Source organism: Caldivirga sp. (assembly GCF_023256255.1).
Taxonomy (GTDB): domain Archaea; phylum Thermoproteota; class Thermoprotei; order Thermoproteales; family Thermocladiaceae; genus Caldivirga.
Map to the genome: position 1 here is coordinate 51381 of NZ_JAGDXD010000055.1, position 18203 is coordinate 69583.

Here is an 18203-nt window from a genome sequence, read left to right on the forward strand (position 1 = left end):
AAAGTTAGAAGTCATAATTTAAGTTATTTAATTTAAAAAACACCCTACAATAATGAATACTACTCATTACCTCTTTATCTCAACTTTAGCAGGCTTAATCTCTATTATTTGCCCAGCCGCCACAGTCCTGCCCATGTCTCTAAGTGAGAATCTACCTAAGGCAGGTAGGTCTGAGAACCTTTCAACAACCACCGGCTTAAGCGGCTTAAGCCTAACCATTGCTACATCACCCCTCTTTATGAATTGAGGCTTCTGCTCAACTGTTTGCCCAGTGGCTGGATCTAACCTTGATATTAATTCGATTATTTGGGTTGGCACGGTAGCAGTGTGCACATGCATGACTGGGGTGTACCCTATGCCTATTGTGGTTGGGTGCTCTAAGACAGCTATTCTGGCCACTATCTCCTCGGCAACGGTTGGTGGATTACTTAAATGACCGACTACGTCACCTCTCTTTAAATCCTGCCTCTCGAAACCCCTAACGTTAATACCCACGTTATCGCCTGCCTTAGCCTCCTCAAGCTTCATATGGTGGGTCTCAATACTCCTCACATCACCGACCTTGGCTGGTGGTAATGCTACAATTGTGTCGCCTACCTTAACTACGCCTGATTCAACCCTACCAGTTATTACAGTGCCAGCACCAGTTATCGAGAACACATCCTGTATAGGTAACCTAAGTGGCTTATCAATTGGCCTCTGCGGTGGTTCAATTGAGTCAAGGGCCTCTAATAGAACTGGGCCATTATACCAAGGCATGTTACTGCTCTTAGCCTTAATGTTATCACCCCTAACTGCACTCACCGGTATGAAGGGTACCTTATTAACATCATACCTAAGTATCTTAAGTATCTTAGTTAACTCACCTCTTATTTGCTCGTACCTCTTTTGATCATAGTTAACAACATCCATCTTATTAACAGCAACTATTAAATTCCTTATACCAAGTGTCCAAGCCAGAAACAGATGCTCCCTTGTCTGCCCCTGTGGACCAACACCAGACTCAAACTCACCTGGCCTTGCTGAGACAACTAGTAGAGCGGCATCAGCCTGGCTTGCACCTACGATCATATTCTTCACGAAGTCCCTATGACCAGGTAGGTCTATTATTGTGAAGAAGTACTTGGGGGTCTCGAAACCCACATGCATGGCCTCAATGGTGACACCCCTCTCCCTCTCCTCCTTAAGCCTATCCATTATCCAAGCATACTTGAAGTCCTCCTTGCCTAACTTCTTAGCCTCAGCCTCAAGTTCAGCGAAGGCCTTCTCATCAACATATCCTGTTTCAAGCAGCAACCTACCTGTTAATGTTGACTTACCATGATCCACATGCCCTATTATAGCTAGGTTTAGGTGAGGCTTCTTCAATGCACTCTCAGTAGGGTTCTTTATTATGCTCATCAATAGAAGCCATTAATCTACTCTTTAAAAATTTAACTGAACGGATCCTTAATACGTATGCTTAAACCGCAAACCCTTACTCGTAATCCTAATAATACCTCGCTGAAGGCTAACTCACTCCTCATTTCCCAAATAGAGTGAATTATTAATCCTTAAAGTACCTTACAGCTTGCCTATTGTGATTAAGAGGGTAATCATCAGGACTTAGGTTAAATTAATGACTTAACGTAGCTTATTAGCCTACTTTTAAATGCCTTATAGGTGAATAATACTGAATGCTCCCTAACCCTCATACTGTAGGCATTAAACAACTCCTCATTACTCAGCAGCCTAATTATTGATTCAACAGCCTCATTACTGCTTAAGTACCCTAACCCAAATTCACCGTACTCAACTATGTCACTCCATAAGCCACCCGACTTATGCACAACAGGCACTACCCCAGCATACTGGGCCTCAGCTGCAACAAGGCCGAAATGCTCATTAAATGCAGTGTGGAGTAATACCTTGGCTCTACATAAGTAATCCCACTTAGTTTCCTCACTGGCATCAAGTATGAATTCGATATGCTTAGCCTGCTTCCTAATGCACCTAAAGTATTCTTGATTGTAAGGTAGTCCAATGATGTAGAACGTAGCCTTAGGATAATGTGCATAGACAGCTTCCATTATTTTAACGGCGTCTGTAATTCTCTTATCAGTAGCTATCCTACCTACGGTAATCACCATGTCCTCTTTACGCACTGAACCACATTCATGCGGTATTACTGGAGGATAAAGCACGCCACTTAGCTTTGGCCTATAGGGTAATTGATTAAGGGTCCACTTTGAATTAGCTAGAAGTAACCTAGGCCCTAGGATAGGTAATGTGATTCTGTTAAATTCTAGGAAAATCCTCCTCCTGAGCCTATAGGGTGGCATGTATGTTCCTGGATTATTCAAGTAACCTATATCAAATGGCCAAAACATAACGTGGTAAACAGTGTTTATTGTTAGATCATATCCTAAGCTCATTAGACCTGTTATAATATTCCTAGTTAATCCACGTACGGGTAAATTAGGATCATGCTCAAACACGCTTACTATCCTACGTGCTGGTATATCGCTAATCCTACGGTCTATTCCCCCATTGAAAAGTAGAACAATATCTACTGTAAATCCACTTTCATGAAGAGCCTTAGCCATTGCATATGTTACTAGCTCCTGACCACCCCATCTACTTAAGGTATCGTAAACTATGGCCACATTCATTAGTCACTCACCGCATTAGCTGGTATTAAGCATTAATGAATCAAGAGGAGATACTGCTTAAGGTATCCTCCTTGTCTTAGAGGGCGTGGATTCCCCTTCAGGGGTCGCTGGTTCCTACACTTGGTCGCGGCATCATTGTGTTAGGTAATTTACCTCCATCTTAGGGAATGCGGTAAAACGCACTCCATATTAAGCCATTAACCATAAATAATGGAACTTTCAATTACAAATTAACAATGCCTACCCTTAGACAATTTATACTGGGTTTCGCTGACCATTAAAAATGTTTTTAACCGGCTTAATAGATAGCCTACTGCTTGCAATGAAGAGCGTTAAGATTCTTAAGGTCAAGAGCGTGGGGGATTTTTACGCTATAGAGGATGACTTATCTAGGTTACTGTTAAGTGATAAGAAGCCTCTTGACCCAGATAAAATAGACCCAATAGAGTTAGCTTACTTAATATACGTTGGTGACTTTAAGGTTTACGTTGATGGGAAGCAAGCCTCAATAACTGACGTGCTTCACTCAGGTGACTTAGAGAGATTCGTGGTTTACCTGGATTTAAGGAATAGGGGCTTATACGTTAAGCCTGTTAGGGATGGTAAAATAGATATGCTTGTTTGGGATAAGAAAAAGAACGCACTCTCATCTAACCCCCAGTACATGATTAAAATCCTTGATGAAGGTAAAGGAATTAAGACTACTGAATTACTTGAATTAACTGATTACGCGGAGAAGAATAGGATGAGGCTAATCCTAGCACTATTAAGCTCAGAGGGGACGTTAACTTACTATAGGGCATTCACAATAGAGCCTACCCAGAGGGATGCAGGGTGGCTGAAGGTGAGGCAGGGTGGTGAACCTAAGGGATCTTGAACAAGTGATAGACGCCTCAAGAACTAAGGGAATTAAGGTACTAGTGAGGTTTAAGGGTATTAAGAACCTCATAATGATTGATGGAGAAATTAAGGCAATTAATGTTGAAGGATTAAAGATACCGTGGAGTAGGGCATTCCAGAAGCCACCACAAGTGGTAATTGATACATACCCAGTGGAGAGGATAGAAGTAATATGTGGTGATGAAGTGGTTGCATCATACAGCAGTTTCAATGAATTGGTTAAATCATTGAGCATGCTTGAGTGTTAGGCAATGGGGGTTTAAGTCGAATGTATAGTACGGAAACGCTTATATAGAGGGCTAGGGCTGAGGATCTATGGTCATGCTAGATGTCTTATCTAACGCACTAATGAGCATAAAGAACGCGGAGTCAAGGGGTGATAGGCAGGTTATTATTTGGCCATCATCAAAGCTGATCGGTAATGTACTAAGAGTCATGCAGAGGTATGGTTACGTTGGTGAATTTGAATACGTCTACGATGGTAGGGGTGGGAAGTATGTTGTTCAATTACTGGGTAAGATAAATGATATTAGTGCCATTAAGCCCAGATTCCACGTTAAGGTTAATGAATTACAGAAATGGGAGGAGAAGTACCTACCAGCTAGGCAAGTAGGCATATTAATACTGTCAACATCTAAAGGCGTTATATCCCACTTGGAGGCTAGGGAAAACAGAGTTGGAGGCATTTTAGTGGCGTATGTCTACTGATTGCTCAAAGTCTCCTTACCGATGCCTACTATCATTAAGTTTGACCCATCATTAGGGCACTTCTCCTCTTCGACCTTACCAACGTAGTCACCAGGTCTAAACTCCCTAACTTTAATGTAACCGCATGTTGGGCATCTAAGAGTAGTGTACTCACTCATTCTTCGAGCAACCACTGCTGACGTAATGTTCCTTAAGTCCCTTGCCACAACGTAAAACAACGCCACTGCAAGCGCAACGGTTACTAGTATGGGGATTATTATAGTGTATAAGTCAATGTTAACCAACATTAATGGTCACTGAGCAACCCCAATTGTGTTACCAACACCCACTATTATGACCTCATCATTAGGCTCTGAGTAGGAGTCAATCACCTTACCCAGCCTCTCAACAACCTTATTAACGGCCTCATCTATGACCTTCGTCATTGCGTTAAGTGCCTCAGGCATGCTCATTTTCACTAAAATTGCGTAAATAGGTGTATCGTACTTGGTTGCAATCGACTCTATGTTAAACTTCTCAACCCCAATACCACCCATTGCTACACCAAGCCCCTCCGCTATTGAACCACTTTCCTCGCCTTCCAGCTTTAAGGCAGCATCAATGGTTATCATTAACCTTGGCCTAGCATTAATGTTCTCGTAAATATACCTTATCGCATCATCTAAATGCCCCACTGTTCCACCAGGTCCCTCGGCCTTAACCAAGTATATTTTCCTACCCTTAAAGTTGCATGATGCTATGTAAGTGTCCTTAACTGAATCACTTACTGGCTTCAAATCACTGCATAGGTTCTTAAATCTGAAGACTGTTAATGGGCCCGCTGAATCCCCAATTGGCTGCCCCTTTAGGAAAACTGGTACTGAACCATTTAATGCATCAATCTCCTCCTTCAGTAATGGTAATATCGCAGCCAATTGAATAAGCAGGTAGTAACTCTTGTACTTCATGGCTAACCTATAATAATGGTCAATGACCTTATATATGAAGTTCAACTCCCTTAATACATCAACAACATTAGTGAAGTTCTGAATAATAGGCTTGCTACTACTTATAGCAGGTATGAGCCTTGAGACATCCTTCTCAAGTCTATCATTATAGGAGTTAATAAGTGCCTTATACTTCCTAACTAAGCCCTCAGGCTCCATACTGGTTGGTTCTATTATAACCATTTCCATCAAGTCCCTTATCCTACCCTCTATTAGCCGTTTATCCTCATTAACCTTACTTGATATGAAGTCTAATACCTGCGTAATATTATTATTCATTGAGAGTCTTAGCTTATTTAGGAAACTACTGACCTGTGATTGATACCTCCATAGTTGGAATGTCTCGTAAAACCATGGAAAGACCCCGAACCAAAGTATTAGAAGAATAATATTATATAGTAGATATTGTTGAGTACTTTGACTACCCATGGGGCTTACTTGAAGCGCTTGAAGTATGCCTAAGGCGACCAACGTATACACCACACCCGAAAGACGTAGTGGGGTAATTAAACGTTTTCACAGTATTTAATCAAGTAACCCACATCCTCATTAATCAGTGCAATATCATAATGCATAATCATCATGCATAGGGCGCTTTTTAAGATTTAGGGTGTTTTCTACTTAGGTTAAAAACTTAGGGCATTATTTTTATAGGGTATAAAATTAAGCTACCGTGATGGAGGGTATTAGGGAGAGCAGGAGCACTAAGGTGGCTATGGAAGATTACTTAATGGCAATTAAAGTATTCAATGACTTCCATGGGGAAGCAACATTAACATTAATAGCTAATGAACTTGGCGTAACCCCTGCGACCGCGCATAAGGTAATAGAGCACTTAGAGAATGAGGGTTATGTTGTTAAATTAAGCAGAGGTATATATTCACTCACCGATAGTGGTAATGAAATTGCTAGTAAAATGCTTAGTAAACACAGGATTCTCGAAATATTCCTAGGTGTATTGGGCTTCAACATACTTGAGATCCACGTATACGCTCATGAACTGGAGCATGTTAATGACGCAGTGATTGACCGTATATACACTATGCTTGGTAAACCCACAACATGCCCACATGGTAACCCAATAACTGGTAAACCTGAGGGAGTGAGGTTATCTAGGTCCTATCCAGGTAATGTGATTATAACTAATGTGGCTGAGTCAAAAAATGTATTAAGTTTCCTAATTCAACACAAGTTAAACATTAATGATAGGTTAACGGTTATAAGGAGAAGGAAGGGAAACGTAACCATTAAGATTAATGACAAGCAAATAACTGTTGATGAATCCATAGCTTCAGGAATAATGGTAGCTGAGGTGAAGTAACCATTAGCTAACTCAAACTTAATAAATTGTAGGTAATCTTTAAATTAAGCATCAGAAGCATACAAGTGCAGTGCAGTAATGAACTATTCAATGTCTTGGAAAGCTTACTTAATTTAATGTGCAATGGCGTTGAGGTTAATGAAGCACTGAAGACAGCATTATCCAGTATTGGTAATAAGCAATGTGGCAGCATAGTAAGCGATACTGTAAACCGAATACTAAGGGGTGAGGTTGATGCATTAAATGAGCCATTATTGAACAATTACCTACTTTACTTAAGGCCAAGAATAAGTAGGGAACTTAAGGGAACCTTAACTATAATCCTTAATATGGTTAATGAAGATAATATTAATGAGGCCTTAAGCTACTTGATGAGCAATGCATGCAACTTAGTGGATTATGATAGAGTGTATGCGATTGATTTAGCTAGGTTAATGACGCTAGCTAAATACGATAAGAATATTATTAATGCAATTAAATGTAGAATTAACCTGATACTACATGCGTCATTTGCTTAATTCAGGCGCCTTATTTGTTAGAACTGCTGCCAGCGCATTAGCCTGGGATTGAGCCTTAGCTAGTATTAGGCCTATTGATTCAGCAGTAGGTATGTTGGCGTTTACTGCTAGGTTACGTGCCTCAATCACAGCCCTACTGATTAATATGCTTATAGTCTCCGGTATTAATAGTGTGGAATTGACGGCGAGGTTAAGCGCCCATGATGCTGCCTGCTTAAACATATCCTCGTAGGTCTTAACATCTATCGCCAATTCTTCACCCTTAATAATGTATTTAGCGTTTAATAATGCTGCCTTAACCCTAAGTGACTCATAAACAGGCTTAACATTAATTAGCCTAAGTAGATCAGCTAACTCAGGGGTAACTGTATCACCAGGTTTAGCAACTTGAGTGTCCCTTGCAACCCATATTTTACCATCCCTGATCTGGGTCGGTATCTTAAGCTTACTGAACCTACTTAATACAGGACCTGGATTAATACCAGTATTACCAGCTGGAACTATAATATCAGTCTGAAGCACATCACCAGGCTTAGCGTATCTTCTAACTGAGTTATCTACAATAATTCTATAAAGATCAAATGGATTCTCATTAGTGAATATGAAGCCGTTCTCGCCACTTAAGTACTTTTCAATATCAGGGTTAATTGAATCACCATAAACCCTCCTTAAGGCTATCAAAAGCAGTTTATTCCTAAAAACCTTAACAACACCATGCCCCCTTAAAACCCTCCTATATTGATGAAGCATTGATGCTGACAAACCCTTTAACTCAAATACCAGTATTACACTATGTTTCTTTATTAATTCCTCAAGCTCCTCAAGCGCCTTAACTTTCCACTCTGGATATGGCTTAACCCTAACATACTTCTGCTGCCCAACTGAACTACTAGCCATCATTCACCGTCCGAAGGATTATTATTAAAACTTTACTGCAACCCGCTTAATCTAACCCAATATGCTTAATGCTACACCACTTATGCGGCAATACTGCGTCTTAATGAACATTCATGGTTTAAACATACGTAATAATCAGTATTACTAATGATGAACAGGGAGCATAACCAAGTGCGAATTATGATGCAACTTAAAACCTCAATCCCCAGAATTAAGGTAAATTAAGATCTCGCAACGAAGTTAATCATAATAGGAGCAGGAAAACACTGCGGGAACTAAGTAGAAGTGAACCCTCCTTCATGAACTCTGCTGTTGCTGCTGAGTAACCTCTTGAGCCACCTTAATAGCCTCCATTGGAGGCTTCGCTTCAGGTTTCTTCGGATATTCAAGCACCTTAATCTTAACAACTTCAACCTTCCTAAGTGGGTACACTTTCTTAGCTACATTAAATAAATCCACCTGCACCTTACCCATTATTGAATCCCTAATTAGTGAATCAAAGTCAGTCTCCTGGCTTATCCTATCTAACCTATCCATTATTGATTTCCTTATTAAGTGCTTATGAGTCCTAGTGCACCTGTATGTGGTTATAGCTAAAACCTCCATTCTTAATTTACCACCATCTTTAGTGGTTACATCCTTAATAACCATCACCTTACTTGAGCCTCTCCTGACAAGATTCCTAACGTAGTCCCTCGTTAATTCCATTCCATTGAACTGAGTAAAGGCTCTATCACCATCAACACCACTAACCCTAAACCTCAACTTAACGTTAATGTGAGATAAATCCTTCGTTAAATCATACAGCGTCGTCTCAACATTCCTGCCTATGGCCCTAGAAGGTTCATCAACCGGAATCTCAACTATAGCCTGACCCCCTAGGAAAGCCGGCGCATAAACAGTTAGCCACTTCTTAAAGGCCCACTTCCCTAATGGTATCCTCTGCTGTGCAGCAGCCTGTTGAGCCTGAGCCATCATTAAACCTACATACTATTAGTTTAAAAACTTTACCATAAGGGCATTACTGCTCCTTCTCAATTGATATTTTCCCGCCCTGTATCTTAACGTAAACGTACTCACCGACATCCATCTTCCCACCTAACTCATCCATCTCCTCTTCAGTTAGCATTAACGTTACCCTAGGTATTGGCACCTTTCCACCAAGCATTTGACTCAACATTGGTATTGATCTAAAGACGTTCTGCATCATTTCCAGCATGTCCCTACTTAAGGCTGATGATTCACCTGAACTCGCCGCCACTAATCCAGGATTCTCCCTCTCCTCAACAATATCAATTTTAAACATCTTTCCACCAAAGGGATCCATTACCAGAGTCTTACTGACCACATAGCCCTTGAATCCAGCCATAGTTAAGCAACATTAATTCACTTAATATACTTTCCGCCGGTAAATCAATCCTTGACTATGAACTAAGTAATGCCTTAATCATCCTCTTCAATTCCATTAACTTACCTTCACCACTCATTAGTGCCTTCATTATTAATTCGCCTAATTCAGGGTCCTGAACCATGGTTCCTATTGAATTTCCTATTACATCAGGGTCCATGTAAATCATCTTCACAGTCATTCCTCCGTCGATCGTGAAGTTTACTCCAGTTATCCATGATGCGTCATCTGATACTAGGAAGGCTATGAGGTTAGCCACATCCATTGGGTTACCAACCCTACCTGCTGGGTGTTGTGCATGATCAAGGGGGTTTAATGATGGCTTCCTTGGTGGATACTGCCACTCTGAGGTATCTATCCAACCTGGCGCTATTGAAACTACCCTAATCTTATACTTCGATAGGCTAATGGCTAGAGAGTGAGTTAACGCGACTATCCCACCCTTTGATGCTGAGTATGGTTCAGTGTTAGGTTCTGATTGGAAAGCCCTAGTGGATGCAACATTAACTATGACTCCACCACCACGCTTCGCCATTTCCTGCCCAGCATACTTAGAACATAACCATACACCAGTTAGGTTAGTTGATATTACCTTATTCCACTCATCCAATGTTTGCTCAAATATTGACTTACCACCGAAGCCTATTCCAGCATTATTAATTAACACGTCAATTCCACCAAACCTCCTGACGGCTTCATTAACCATGTTCTTAACATCACCTTCAACAGATACATCAGCCTTAACAAACACTGCATCCACACCATTACTCCTAAGCCATCCTTCCCTCCATTTACCTGCCTCCTCATGAACATCAACAATCACCACCTTAGCACCCTCCAACCCTAACTTATAGGCTACAGCAGCCCCAATACCCCTAGCTCCCCCTGTTACTATAGCTACCTTGCCACTTAGCTTACCGTTACCCATAATTAATAACCCTACTATACGCCTTTTAAATTATTCAATAACATTATTGAATCCTAGGTAACGTTACTGCACCCATTGATGCTGATGATACTAGTGAGGCGTACTTAGCCAGTAACCCACTGTTGTACCTTGGCGTCGGAGGCTGCCACCTGCTTAGTCTCCTCTTAATTTCTTCCTCAGGGAGCTTCAAGTCAAGTCTCCCATTCTCAACATCTATTAGTACCGTGTCACCCTCCTCAACAATGGCTATTGGGCCACCTACAGCTGCCTCTGGAGCAACATGCCCAATCATTAATCCCCTAGTTGCCCCACTGAACCTCCCATCAGTAACTAGTGCAACATCCTGCCCTAATCCTGCTCCAACTATTGCCGCAGTAACCCTCAACATTTCAGGCATACCAGGTCCACCCTTAGGTCCCTCATACCTTATTATTACGACGTCACCAGGCTTAATCTCACCCCTCCTTATCGCCTGGAATGCTTCAACTTCACCATTGAATGGCTTAGCCTTACCCTCAAACTTCATTATGTTAGTTGCAGCAACCTTAACGACTGCACCCTCAGGGGCTAGTGAACCTTTAAGTATCCTTATGCCACCCCACGGCTTAATGGGTGTTGACGGATCCTTAACTATATGACTATGCTCAACGTTAGGTAACTTGAAGCTCTTCAAATTCTCCTCAAGGGTTTTACCAGTCACTGTAATTACTTTACCATTAAGTAAACCAGCCTTCAGTAGCTTACTCATAATTAATGGTAACCCACCCACTTGATCCAACTCAGCCGGCACATAATCGCCACCAGGCCTGAGTGCGGCTATGTAGGGTACCTTCCTAGATATCCTATCGAAGTCATCTAGTGTTAACTTTACTCCAGCTTCATAAGCTATCGCCAACAGGTGAAGTATGGCGTTAGTTGACCCTCCTACCGCCATTAAGACTGTTATGGCGTTCTCAAAGGCTTCATAAGTCATTATATCCCTTGGCTTAATCCCCAACTCAGCAACCTTCATTAGTGCTAAGCCAGTTTCACGGGCGTAAATAATCCTCCTAGCTGAGGTTGCAGGGGGAGTTGCGCTCCCCGGTAAGGCAACACCCAGAGCCTCCGTTAATGCCGCCATTGTGTTGGCGGTGAACATGCCTGCACATGTACCGTAGGTTGGATGCGCATTTAACTCAATACTATATAACTCATCCTCAGTGATCTTACCGGCTATGAAGGCACCCACAGCCTCATGAACGTCCTCAATTGTTAATTTCCTACCACCGTAGAAGCCTGGTTCAGCGGATCCACCGTAAAGGTATACTGAGGGTAGGTTTAACCTAGCCATAGCCATCAATATCCCAGGAGTCGTCTTATCACACCCCCCAATGCCAACAAACCCATCAAAGGCATGAGCATTAACCTGAGCTTCAATCGTATCAGCTATGACATCCCTACTGACTAGGCTATACCTCATGCCTTCTGTACCCATCCCAATGTTATCATTAACCACTATTGTTGGTACAGTCAACGGTGCACCACCACCAGCCTTAACACCTTCCTTAACATATGATGCCAATTGAAGAGTATGTATATTACATGGGCCAGCCTCACTCCAAGCTACTGCTACAGCCATTAAGGGCTTAGCAATATCCTCATCCGTTAAGCCAATTGACCTTAGAAAAGCCCTATGGGGAGCATTTAAGACACCATCATACCTGTCGCTACTCCTAATCTTAACCTTAATGGACACCATATATTTAACCCTAATGGGTTGTGGTTTTTATGTATTAAGGTAGTATATTTAAGCCCTATGATATGTAAAGGTAATCCCTCATGATTGTTCTTCGTTAAATTAAACCATGATTATTTACAATATGTTGGTTAACTTAAATAAGAATTAAGAATACTGATTTTAACTGATTAAAAATTCATGGGTAATGTGGTAAAATCTTGGTGGAAGCCCTTGCAAGTCATGGTTTCCAGGTTAAAGCCATTATTGAGCCTATAAGCAGAAGAAGGAACCCTATTATGAAGCCACCCATTAGGGCTGTGAAGAAGCTTATTATTGATATGATTAAGAGGACTGCACCTATTGCGTGAACCATGCTCTCATTCGTTAATCCTCCCAGCTTAGCGGATAAAACTAGGGCTACCACACCAATTATGATTCCTATGATGGATAATATGACTATGGGTATGCCTAGTAAACCAATAAATGGTATGAAGGTAAACACCGCTGAGAACACGAATTCAATAATCGCACTGACTAGGATTATTACACTACCCGCCAATGAGAATACGTACGCTCCTCGTGGTGTCTTAGACTGCATTAAGTCTCTCTTTCAGCGTCTATTTAATAAATATTCGCATACAAATATTAGTCATTTTATATTCACTTAATTCAATATTCAATGCTTCTCGTTCACTTGCTTAGATTCATTCATTATTTTAGAAGAATTCAATAGGAATCTTATCTTATACTGACCGCTGACTGAAGGTAAAGTACATTGTATACGTCTCTTCTCTTAACCACAGCGAAGGTGAATATGTGGTCTACTTGCCCATCATTAGCCACAGCCCTCACGTACTTAACCTCATCAGGGTTATTGGACTCAACACCATCAATGTTAAGTAACTTAACGTCATTAACACTTAAACCCACGTTACTCAACTGCCCCTTCACGCAGTTTATTATTGAGTCAAAAGCCACACCCTCACAGGCACCACTCATGAAGGCCTCCATCACCTTACCGTGAATTAACTGAACCCTCCTACGTAATTTCTCATCTATTTCAGTACCCATAATCTGAACTTTAGGTAGCCCCATTTTATGCTTAACTAGGCTTCAAATTAATGCCAATATGGGGATCACCATTGATCAACCCTGTATATGTATGGTCTCTTAATTTCCCCGTAATCAATGCCCCCTAGGTTCATCATCATGTACGTGTTTGGTACCTTAAAGACTTGGGCATTAAGGCATTTAAGCTCGTTGGGTTTTGCGTAGATTCTCAGGCTTTTAGCCCCATTTACCTTAATAATATGGTTAAGCAGAGTTAACGCTGATTCACAATTAATTGACGCGATTTCCTCAACATTAACTACGCCATCATCGATACCGGTTATTAGAGCGTAGGCTACAGTATCAGTACCATTAGTTAACTTAAGCGTGTTTACATTAACACCCCTAGTTAACCTTAACCAAGTAGCCTCAATCACTTGATCCCTGACGTAGTCACTATCCCTAACTAACACCCCATCAAGATCATAAGTCTCACTATTGTAGATGCGCAATAAGGCATCTGCATCAGACTCGCTGGCACTACTAATACTCCATTCCTTATTATTAATCTCCCGTAGATCAATGGCTGGTACTATACCGTACTCTCTAAGGTAAATATCCCTGAACCCAATCTTCCTGTATATTGAGTAGGCTATGCTACCGTATGTTGTGAATAGGGCTAAGGCGTCGTAATCACCCTTCAACTCATCAACAGCATATTCAAGCAGCTTGGTTGCATAACCCTTACCCCTGTATTTACTACTGGTGCACACTCCAGCAACACCACCAACCTTAATGATTTCACCATTAAGCCTGATTAAACGATTAAGAATGTAGAGTATTGATGCAACTTCACTACCATCCTTCACGATGAAGATCCAAGCAGGCTTATAGTAAGGGTACTTGGTGAACAATTCCATTAAACCTCCATTGCATGCGTACTTAACGAGACTACACGCATCGTTGAAGCATTCACAGAGTAATTTAAGTGCGAGACATTGTTCATCACTTGAAGCATCCTTAGGTGAAATCTTAAGTATCATTGGTTTCACCATTCACTAGTTAGCGTAAAAGCGTTGCTACATGTGCATTAACCAATAGAACCTACTAATGATTAAGGCTTATTCACTATTTCCCTACGCTGAGTCATGGGTACCCTTGTCCTACTCCATGAGGTTACAATAGCTATAATTATTAATGCTAAGGATGCCCTAAAGGCTATGTGGAGACTATTAATGAAAGGATCCATTAGGCTTGGGGTTAATTCTGATGCACCAACGAATATTTGAAAGGCAATACTCCTCGGTATTGCTGATGACGACACAATTATTGCAATTATGAAGCTAAGCATCATCCCAATGTTACCTATAGTCCTATTAGTCCCTGAGGCTATACCATACATGCTGGATGGCACGTCTAACATAACCATTTTGCCGTTAGATGCGAAGAACATAGCGGCCCCAACGCCGCTTATTGATGATATTAAGACTACGTAGTATAGGGGTGTTGTTAACGTGAGGAGTGTGTCATATAGTACGTAGGCTATGGCCTGGAGCGTTAAACCTATGGAGGCCACAACCCTTGTATCGAATCTATCAGCTAACCTACCACCCAAGGCCGCTGATAGTGAACCCAGTAGGTAGCCTGGTATTAGCCATAGAGAAGCCTCGAATGGGTTAAGCCCCCTCACGCCCTGCAGATACATTATTACCAGGAATAACACGGCGTAATTAGCCATGAATTGGAAGAAGTAGGATAGGCTTGATAGCGTGAACATTCTTATCCTAAATAGGTTTAAACCAATTAATGGGTACTTAGCCCTGGACTCTATAAGTAGGAATGAGGCTAAGAACACTGAGGCAATGGTTAACATTAAGCCCACGGTACTGTTATAACCAACTCCAGCATAAGTTATTCCAGCCATTGAGTAAAGCCCGAGGGATAGGCCTAGGGTTACTGAGCCGGGAATATCGAAGCCTTGCTGTGTTTTAATGCCCTTATCCTTAAGGTATATTAAACCCATTATAAAGGCGATTACAGCTATGGGTACATTAATGTAAAATATCCATCTCCAACCTATGAAGGTAGTTATCACGCCACCGATTAATATACCAGCAACTGCCCCGAAATTCCAACCCATACTAGTCGTACCGAATACAAACCCCCTCTTATTCGCTGGGAAGTAATCACTGGCTATAGCCATAGTGTTACTTGTCATTAGTGAACCACCGAGGGCTTGAATAGTCCTAAACCCTATTAATTCTACTGCATTTTGTGATAATCCGCATAATGCACTGCCAACACCGAATAGAATTATACCTAGGTTAAACATTATTGCCCTACCCTTTATGTCACCCAACTTACCTAGTTGCGTTGAGAATATTGTTACGGCTAATATGTATATTAAGATGATCCATATTAATGTGGATAAGTTAGTATGCAGAGCCGTGAGCATTACAGGTAATGCCAACACTACTATGGTACTATCTAGGGCTACCATGAATGAGGCTAACGTTAATAGAAGCAGTGCAATAAATTGAACCTTATCCATATTGATTCAGCATAGGTTAGTCTTTTAAAGGTTACTCAGTTACCTCATTAAAATTAACCTATACGTAATAATAGTCCCATGGTTCCTCATCACTCCTGAAGACTAAGCAACCATAATTATCGCACTGTATTGAGGCGTAGGGGTTACCTGTTGTCTTATCCCTCACGTCACTCATTGCTGGTAATTTAACACCTATAATGGATTCAATCTCCTTAGTAATCTCATCAACATAATCATCATTAATTACTAAGTCACTCAATCTAAGATTATGGAGCCTTACGAGTAGGGTGGATAATTTACCGTTTACCTTTTTGGCTAAGTCTAAGTCATCCAGGGTTGGCGCATCAATGGCCTTATACACTGCAGTTAACTTAACAGCATGGTAAGCGTTATTAAGGGCCCATGTTAAGTTACCGAGCAGTGTATTCTCGTACAGTAGCGCTATGTTGTTGAGTATTAGTTGCCTAAGTGTATCAATGGTCCATGTTGTTATATTGAACTTAAGCTCCAGCGGTGAGCCGCAAACAGTCTTGGAATCCCTTATTAACCATATGCATAATGGGTCACCGTAGTAGCATCTATTGGTTAATGTGTCTACATCAGTTTGAATTAATGAAATGAAGCCGTTAATTTCACTAATCCTTGAACCACCTAGCGCTAGAACATTAACATCACTGAGGTATCTGGAGAAATCCCTAGGCCTATTTACTGATCCAAATAGTAAAACCGTAGCGCCACTACTACATAATTCATTAATTATGCTACTTAACATGGGTTATTGCCCCTAATGGGTGCTAATTAAATTTACCTTAATGATGCCTACGGCTGAGCCTATTGAGTAGTTTTTAATGATGCAGTTATTTTAACGTATTATTATTTAAGTATTCAGTTTTGCTTTAAAAGATAAGGAGGTGACTCATTCATGAGGTTAACTGTCCAGAGGAGTATACCGTTTCCCCGCATAAGCCTAAGTAGGCTCATTAATTATTTAATGTACATTAAGGATAATGGAATGGCCAATGTTAATGACTTGAAGGGCTCCGGCCTAGACTTCGGTAAGGGTAAGGGGGACATAACTAGGTTCTTCGAGAAGCTTGGGATAGTGAACGTGCAGGATAATACTGTTTCGCTAACAAGCCGTGGGGAGGAATTGGTAAATAGCATTAGGGAACATGGAATCATAGCTTTCCACGAGTACTTGGCAAGCGAACTACCACAGTATAGGCTGCTGATTGAGGTTTTAAGGGATTTAGGCAAGGCCAAGGAAGATGATGTTTTAGTGGAGTTAAACAAGAGAATTACCTCAGAGTCGCCGGCGGCGTGGGTTAATAAGGTTGCATTAAGGTCTATGCTGGGTTTACTGCAAGACCTTGGAGTTTTAATCAGGGTTAATGGGGCAATAGCCTACGTAAATGATGGTTTCACAGACCCCTTAGAATGCTTAAGTAGGGTTTCGGTGCAGGTTAATGGGCAATACTTAGTTGGCGTTAGGGAATTAGGCAACTGCCTAGGTAAGATTATTAACCCATCATCATTAGCCGAATGTGGAACATTAATAACCGCCCCAGATAATACCTTACTCAGGTTCAGTAGCATGGAGTGCGTAGCTAGGTTACTGAGGACATATCAGGTTAACATTATTTAGGGTGTAGTGCAGTCCATTAATGCTAATAACAACCTTCCCGTCACTGCACGATACTGAATAATCCTTAACTTGACTTAACTTAGCCTGCATTAACTTACCATACTTAATGCTCACTAATGAACCATCACTCAACTTAATTAAATCCAAGTGATCCCTGTGAAGGGACTTAACCAAGTAGTTAACGCCACTAATGTTAACTACATCCCCCTTACTTAACCCAATTAAGTGTATTGAGATTGACCTCTTCTCAATTCTCTTATCCCCTCTATAACCCACTACCTTACTGGTTTCCTGCATGAAACTCGGTAATTCCCTATGCACGTTAAGAGCTATGGATCTTGCTAGTCTCTGATTAGTAACCTTTATGTCGAAACCACCGTTAACGTCCTCAACCTTGATAACCCTACCCCTATCCTCACCCTTAGCAAGCGTCATCCTGACTATGTCCATTACCTTTACTTTGAATTCCCCTACATCACCACCAATAAGCCTCAGTTGAATAATCGCCTCCTCCTTCTCCATTAGTTCAGCTCTGCAGGATGGGCATAGGTCTTTCTTAAACGTTAACTTAACGGTGTACTCCTCATCGTAACTACCGGGTATTAATTCGCTTGCCTTACCCTTAACCTTGATTTTAGCCTCATCTCTGAAAACCCTAATGTTCATTTCATCAACAATACCCTTAACTCTTATTTTCGATGATATTAACCTTTCAAGACCCTTAATACCCTTACTCCATCTACCGTTAATGAAGTATGCACCACATCCATAGCACATGAGTACGTTGACCTCATTTGGTGCTTCAATTATTCTATGGGTTAACCTATAGCAGTCTGGGCAAACACCTTCAATGAGTATGTCAGTCTCCCTACCGCAGACAGGGCATATTTTCCTCAGCATTACGGTTAAACTCAGGTAGCCTT

Annotated in this window: 21 protein-coding genes; 6 read left to right on the forward strand and 15 right to left on the reverse strand. The window is 41.3% G+C overall.

Features of this window, described 5'->3' with window-relative positions; translation table 11 throughout:
- Positions 1 to 66: 66 nt before the first annotated feature.
- Both tuf and Q0C29_RS08760 read right to left on the reverse strand, forming a co-directional pair.
- Positions 67 to 1404, reverse strand: coding sequence for a translation elongation factor EF-1 subunit alpha (tuf, locus tag Q0C29_RS08755; RefSeq protein ID WP_292000279.1), 1338 nt, complete (start codon positions 1402 to 1404; stop codon positions 67 to 69).
- Between the two features lie 206 nt (positions 1405 to 1610).
- Positions 1611 to 2651 carry a glycosyltransferase family 4 protein gene (locus Q0C29_RS08760; protein WP_292000280.1) on the reverse strand — a complete coding sequence of 347 codons (1041 nt, stop codon included), beginning with the start codon at positions 2649 to 2651 and terminating at the stop codon, positions 1611 to 1613.
- A 283-nt stretch (positions 2652 to 2934) separates the two neighbouring features.
- On the opposite strand from Q0C29_RS08760, the gene Q0C29_RS08765 reads away from it, so the two are divergent.
- The 3 genes from Q0C29_RS08765 to Q0C29_RS08775 all read left to right on the forward strand — a co-directional run bounded on the left by Q0C29_RS08765 (position 2935) and on the right by Q0C29_RS08775 (position 4259).
- Positions 2935 to 3528 (forward strand): hypothetical protein, encoded by a 594-nt coding sequence (locus Q0C29_RS08765; protein WP_292000281.1) that lies wholly within the window; start codon positions 2935 to 2937, stop codon positions 3526 to 3528.
- Positions 3506 to 3799: a hypothetical protein gene (locus Q0C29_RS08770; RefSeq protein WP_292000282.1), complete on the forward strand. Its 294-nt coding sequence runs from the start codon at positions 3506 to 3508 to the stop codon at positions 3797 to 3799. Before Q0C29_RS08765 ends, Q0C29_RS08770 begins: the two co-directional genes overlap by 23 nt.
- 67 nt (positions 3800 to 3866) lie before the next feature.
- Complete coding sequence (locus Q0C29_RS08775; protein WP_292000283.1) at positions 3867 to 4259, forward strand: 30S ribosomal protein S8; 393 nt, start codon at positions 3867 to 3869, stop codon at positions 4257 to 4259.
- Here the strand turns inward: Q0C29_RS08775 and Q0C29_RS08780 are convergent.
- Positions 4253 to 4546 (reverse strand): hypothetical protein, encoded by a 294-nt coding sequence (locus tag Q0C29_RS08780; RefSeq protein ID WP_292000284.1) that lies wholly within the window; start codon positions 4544 to 4546, stop codon positions 4253 to 4255. The genes Q0C29_RS08775 and Q0C29_RS08780 overlap by 7 nt on opposite strands.
- A gap of 6 nt (positions 4547 to 4552) precedes the next feature.
- The gene (locus Q0C29_RS08785; RefSeq protein WP_292000285.1) at positions 4553 to 5728 is read right to left on the reverse strand and encodes a DUF1512 domain-containing protein; all 1176 of its coding nucleotides are present in this window, start codon (positions 5726 to 5728) and stop codon (positions 4553 to 4555) included.
- Between the two features lie 193 nt (positions 5729 to 5921).
- On the opposite strand from Q0C29_RS08785, the gene Q0C29_RS08790 reads away from it, so the two are divergent.
- Both Q0C29_RS08790 and Q0C29_RS08795 read left to right on the forward strand, forming a co-directional pair.
- Entirely contained in the window at positions 5922 to 6566 is a 645-nt protein-coding gene (locus Q0C29_RS08790) for a metal-dependent transcriptional regulator (protein WP_292000286.1), read from the forward strand.
- Positions 6567 to 6631: 65 nt separating this feature from the next.
- Positions 6632 to 7084 (forward strand): hypothetical protein, encoded by a 453-nt coding sequence (locus Q0C29_RS08795; RefSeq protein ID WP_292000287.1) that lies wholly within the window; start codon positions 6632 to 6634, stop codon positions 7082 to 7084.
- Here the strand turns inward: Q0C29_RS08795 and Q0C29_RS08800 are convergent.
- The 10 genes from Q0C29_RS08800 to Q0C29_RS08845 form a co-directional block, all read right to left on the reverse strand.
- Entirely contained in the window at positions 7073 to 7981 is a 909-nt protein-coding gene (locus tag Q0C29_RS08800) for a 50S ribosomal protein L10 (protein ID WP_292000288.1), read from the reverse strand. The two genes, Q0C29_RS08795 and Q0C29_RS08800, sit on opposite strands and share 12 nt — an antisense overlap.
- Positions 7982 to 8278: 297 nt before the next feature.
- Entirely contained in the window at positions 8279 to 8956 is a 678-nt protein-coding gene (locus Q0C29_RS08805) for a 30S ribosomal protein S3ae (RefSeq protein ID WP_292000289.1), read from the reverse strand.
- Positions 8957 to 9002: 46 nt separating this feature from the next.
- Positions 9003 to 9350 carry an arcadin 1 gene (locus tag Q0C29_RS08810; RefSeq protein ID WP_292000290.1) on the reverse strand — a complete coding sequence of 116 codons (348 nt, stop codon included), beginning with the start codon at positions 9348 to 9350 and terminating at the stop codon, positions 9003 to 9005.
- A gap of 55 nt (positions 9351 to 9405) precedes the next feature.
- Complete coding sequence (locus Q0C29_RS08815; RefSeq protein ID WP_292000291.1) at positions 9406 to 10317, reverse strand: SDR family oxidoreductase; 912 nt, start codon at positions 10315 to 10317, stop codon at positions 9406 to 9408.
- A 43-nt stretch (positions 10318 to 10360) separates the two neighbouring features.
- Positions 10361 to 12055: a dihydroxy-acid dehydratase gene (ilvD, locus tag Q0C29_RS08820; RefSeq protein ID WP_292000292.1), complete on the reverse strand. Its 1695-nt coding sequence runs from the start codon at positions 12053 to 12055 to the stop codon at positions 10361 to 10363.
- 217 nt (positions 12056 to 12272) lie between these two features.
- Entirely contained in the window at positions 12273 to 12632 is a 360-nt protein-coding gene (locus tag Q0C29_RS08825) for a hypothetical protein (protein ID WP_292000293.1), read from the reverse strand.
- A gap of 140 nt (positions 12633 to 12772) precedes the next feature.
- On the reverse strand, positions 12773 to 13105 hold the full coding sequence (locus Q0C29_RS08830) for a hypothetical protein (RefSeq protein WP_292000294.1): 333 nt from the start codon (positions 13103 to 13105) through the stop codon (positions 12773 to 12775).
- Positions 13106 to 13170: 65 nt separating this feature from the next.
- Positions 13171 to 14127 carry a GNAT family N-acetyltransferase gene (locus Q0C29_RS08835; protein ID WP_292000295.1) on the reverse strand — a complete coding sequence of 319 codons (957 nt, stop codon included), beginning with the start codon at positions 14125 to 14127 and terminating at the stop codon, positions 13171 to 13173.
- Between the two features lie 71 nt (positions 14128 to 14198).
- On the reverse strand, positions 14199 to 15635 hold the full coding sequence (locus Q0C29_RS08840) for an MFS transporter (RefSeq protein WP_292000296.1): 1437 nt from the start codon (positions 15633 to 15635) through the stop codon (positions 14199 to 14201).
- A 58-nt stretch (positions 15636 to 15693) separates the two neighbouring features.
- Positions 15694 to 16407 carry a hypothetical protein gene (locus tag Q0C29_RS08845; RefSeq protein WP_292000297.1) on the reverse strand — a complete coding sequence of 238 codons (714 nt, stop codon included), beginning with the start codon at positions 16405 to 16407 and terminating at the stop codon, positions 15694 to 15696.
- 150 nt (positions 16408 to 16557) lie between these two features.
- On the opposite strand from Q0C29_RS08845, the gene Q0C29_RS08850 reads away from it, so the two are divergent.
- Positions 16558 to 17280 carry a hypothetical protein gene (locus Q0C29_RS08850; protein WP_292000298.1) on the forward strand — a complete coding sequence of 241 codons (723 nt, stop codon included), beginning with the start codon at positions 16558 to 16560 and terminating at the stop codon, positions 17278 to 17280.
- Here the strand turns inward: Q0C29_RS08850 and Q0C29_RS08855 are convergent.
- Positions 17248 to 18180: a 60S ribosomal export protein NMD3 gene (locus tag Q0C29_RS08855; protein WP_292000299.1), complete on the reverse strand. Its 933-nt coding sequence runs from the start codon at positions 18178 to 18180 to the stop codon at positions 17248 to 17250. The two genes, Q0C29_RS08850 and Q0C29_RS08855, sit on opposite strands and share 33 nt — an antisense overlap.
- Positions 18181 to 18203: the final 23 nt, after the last annotated feature.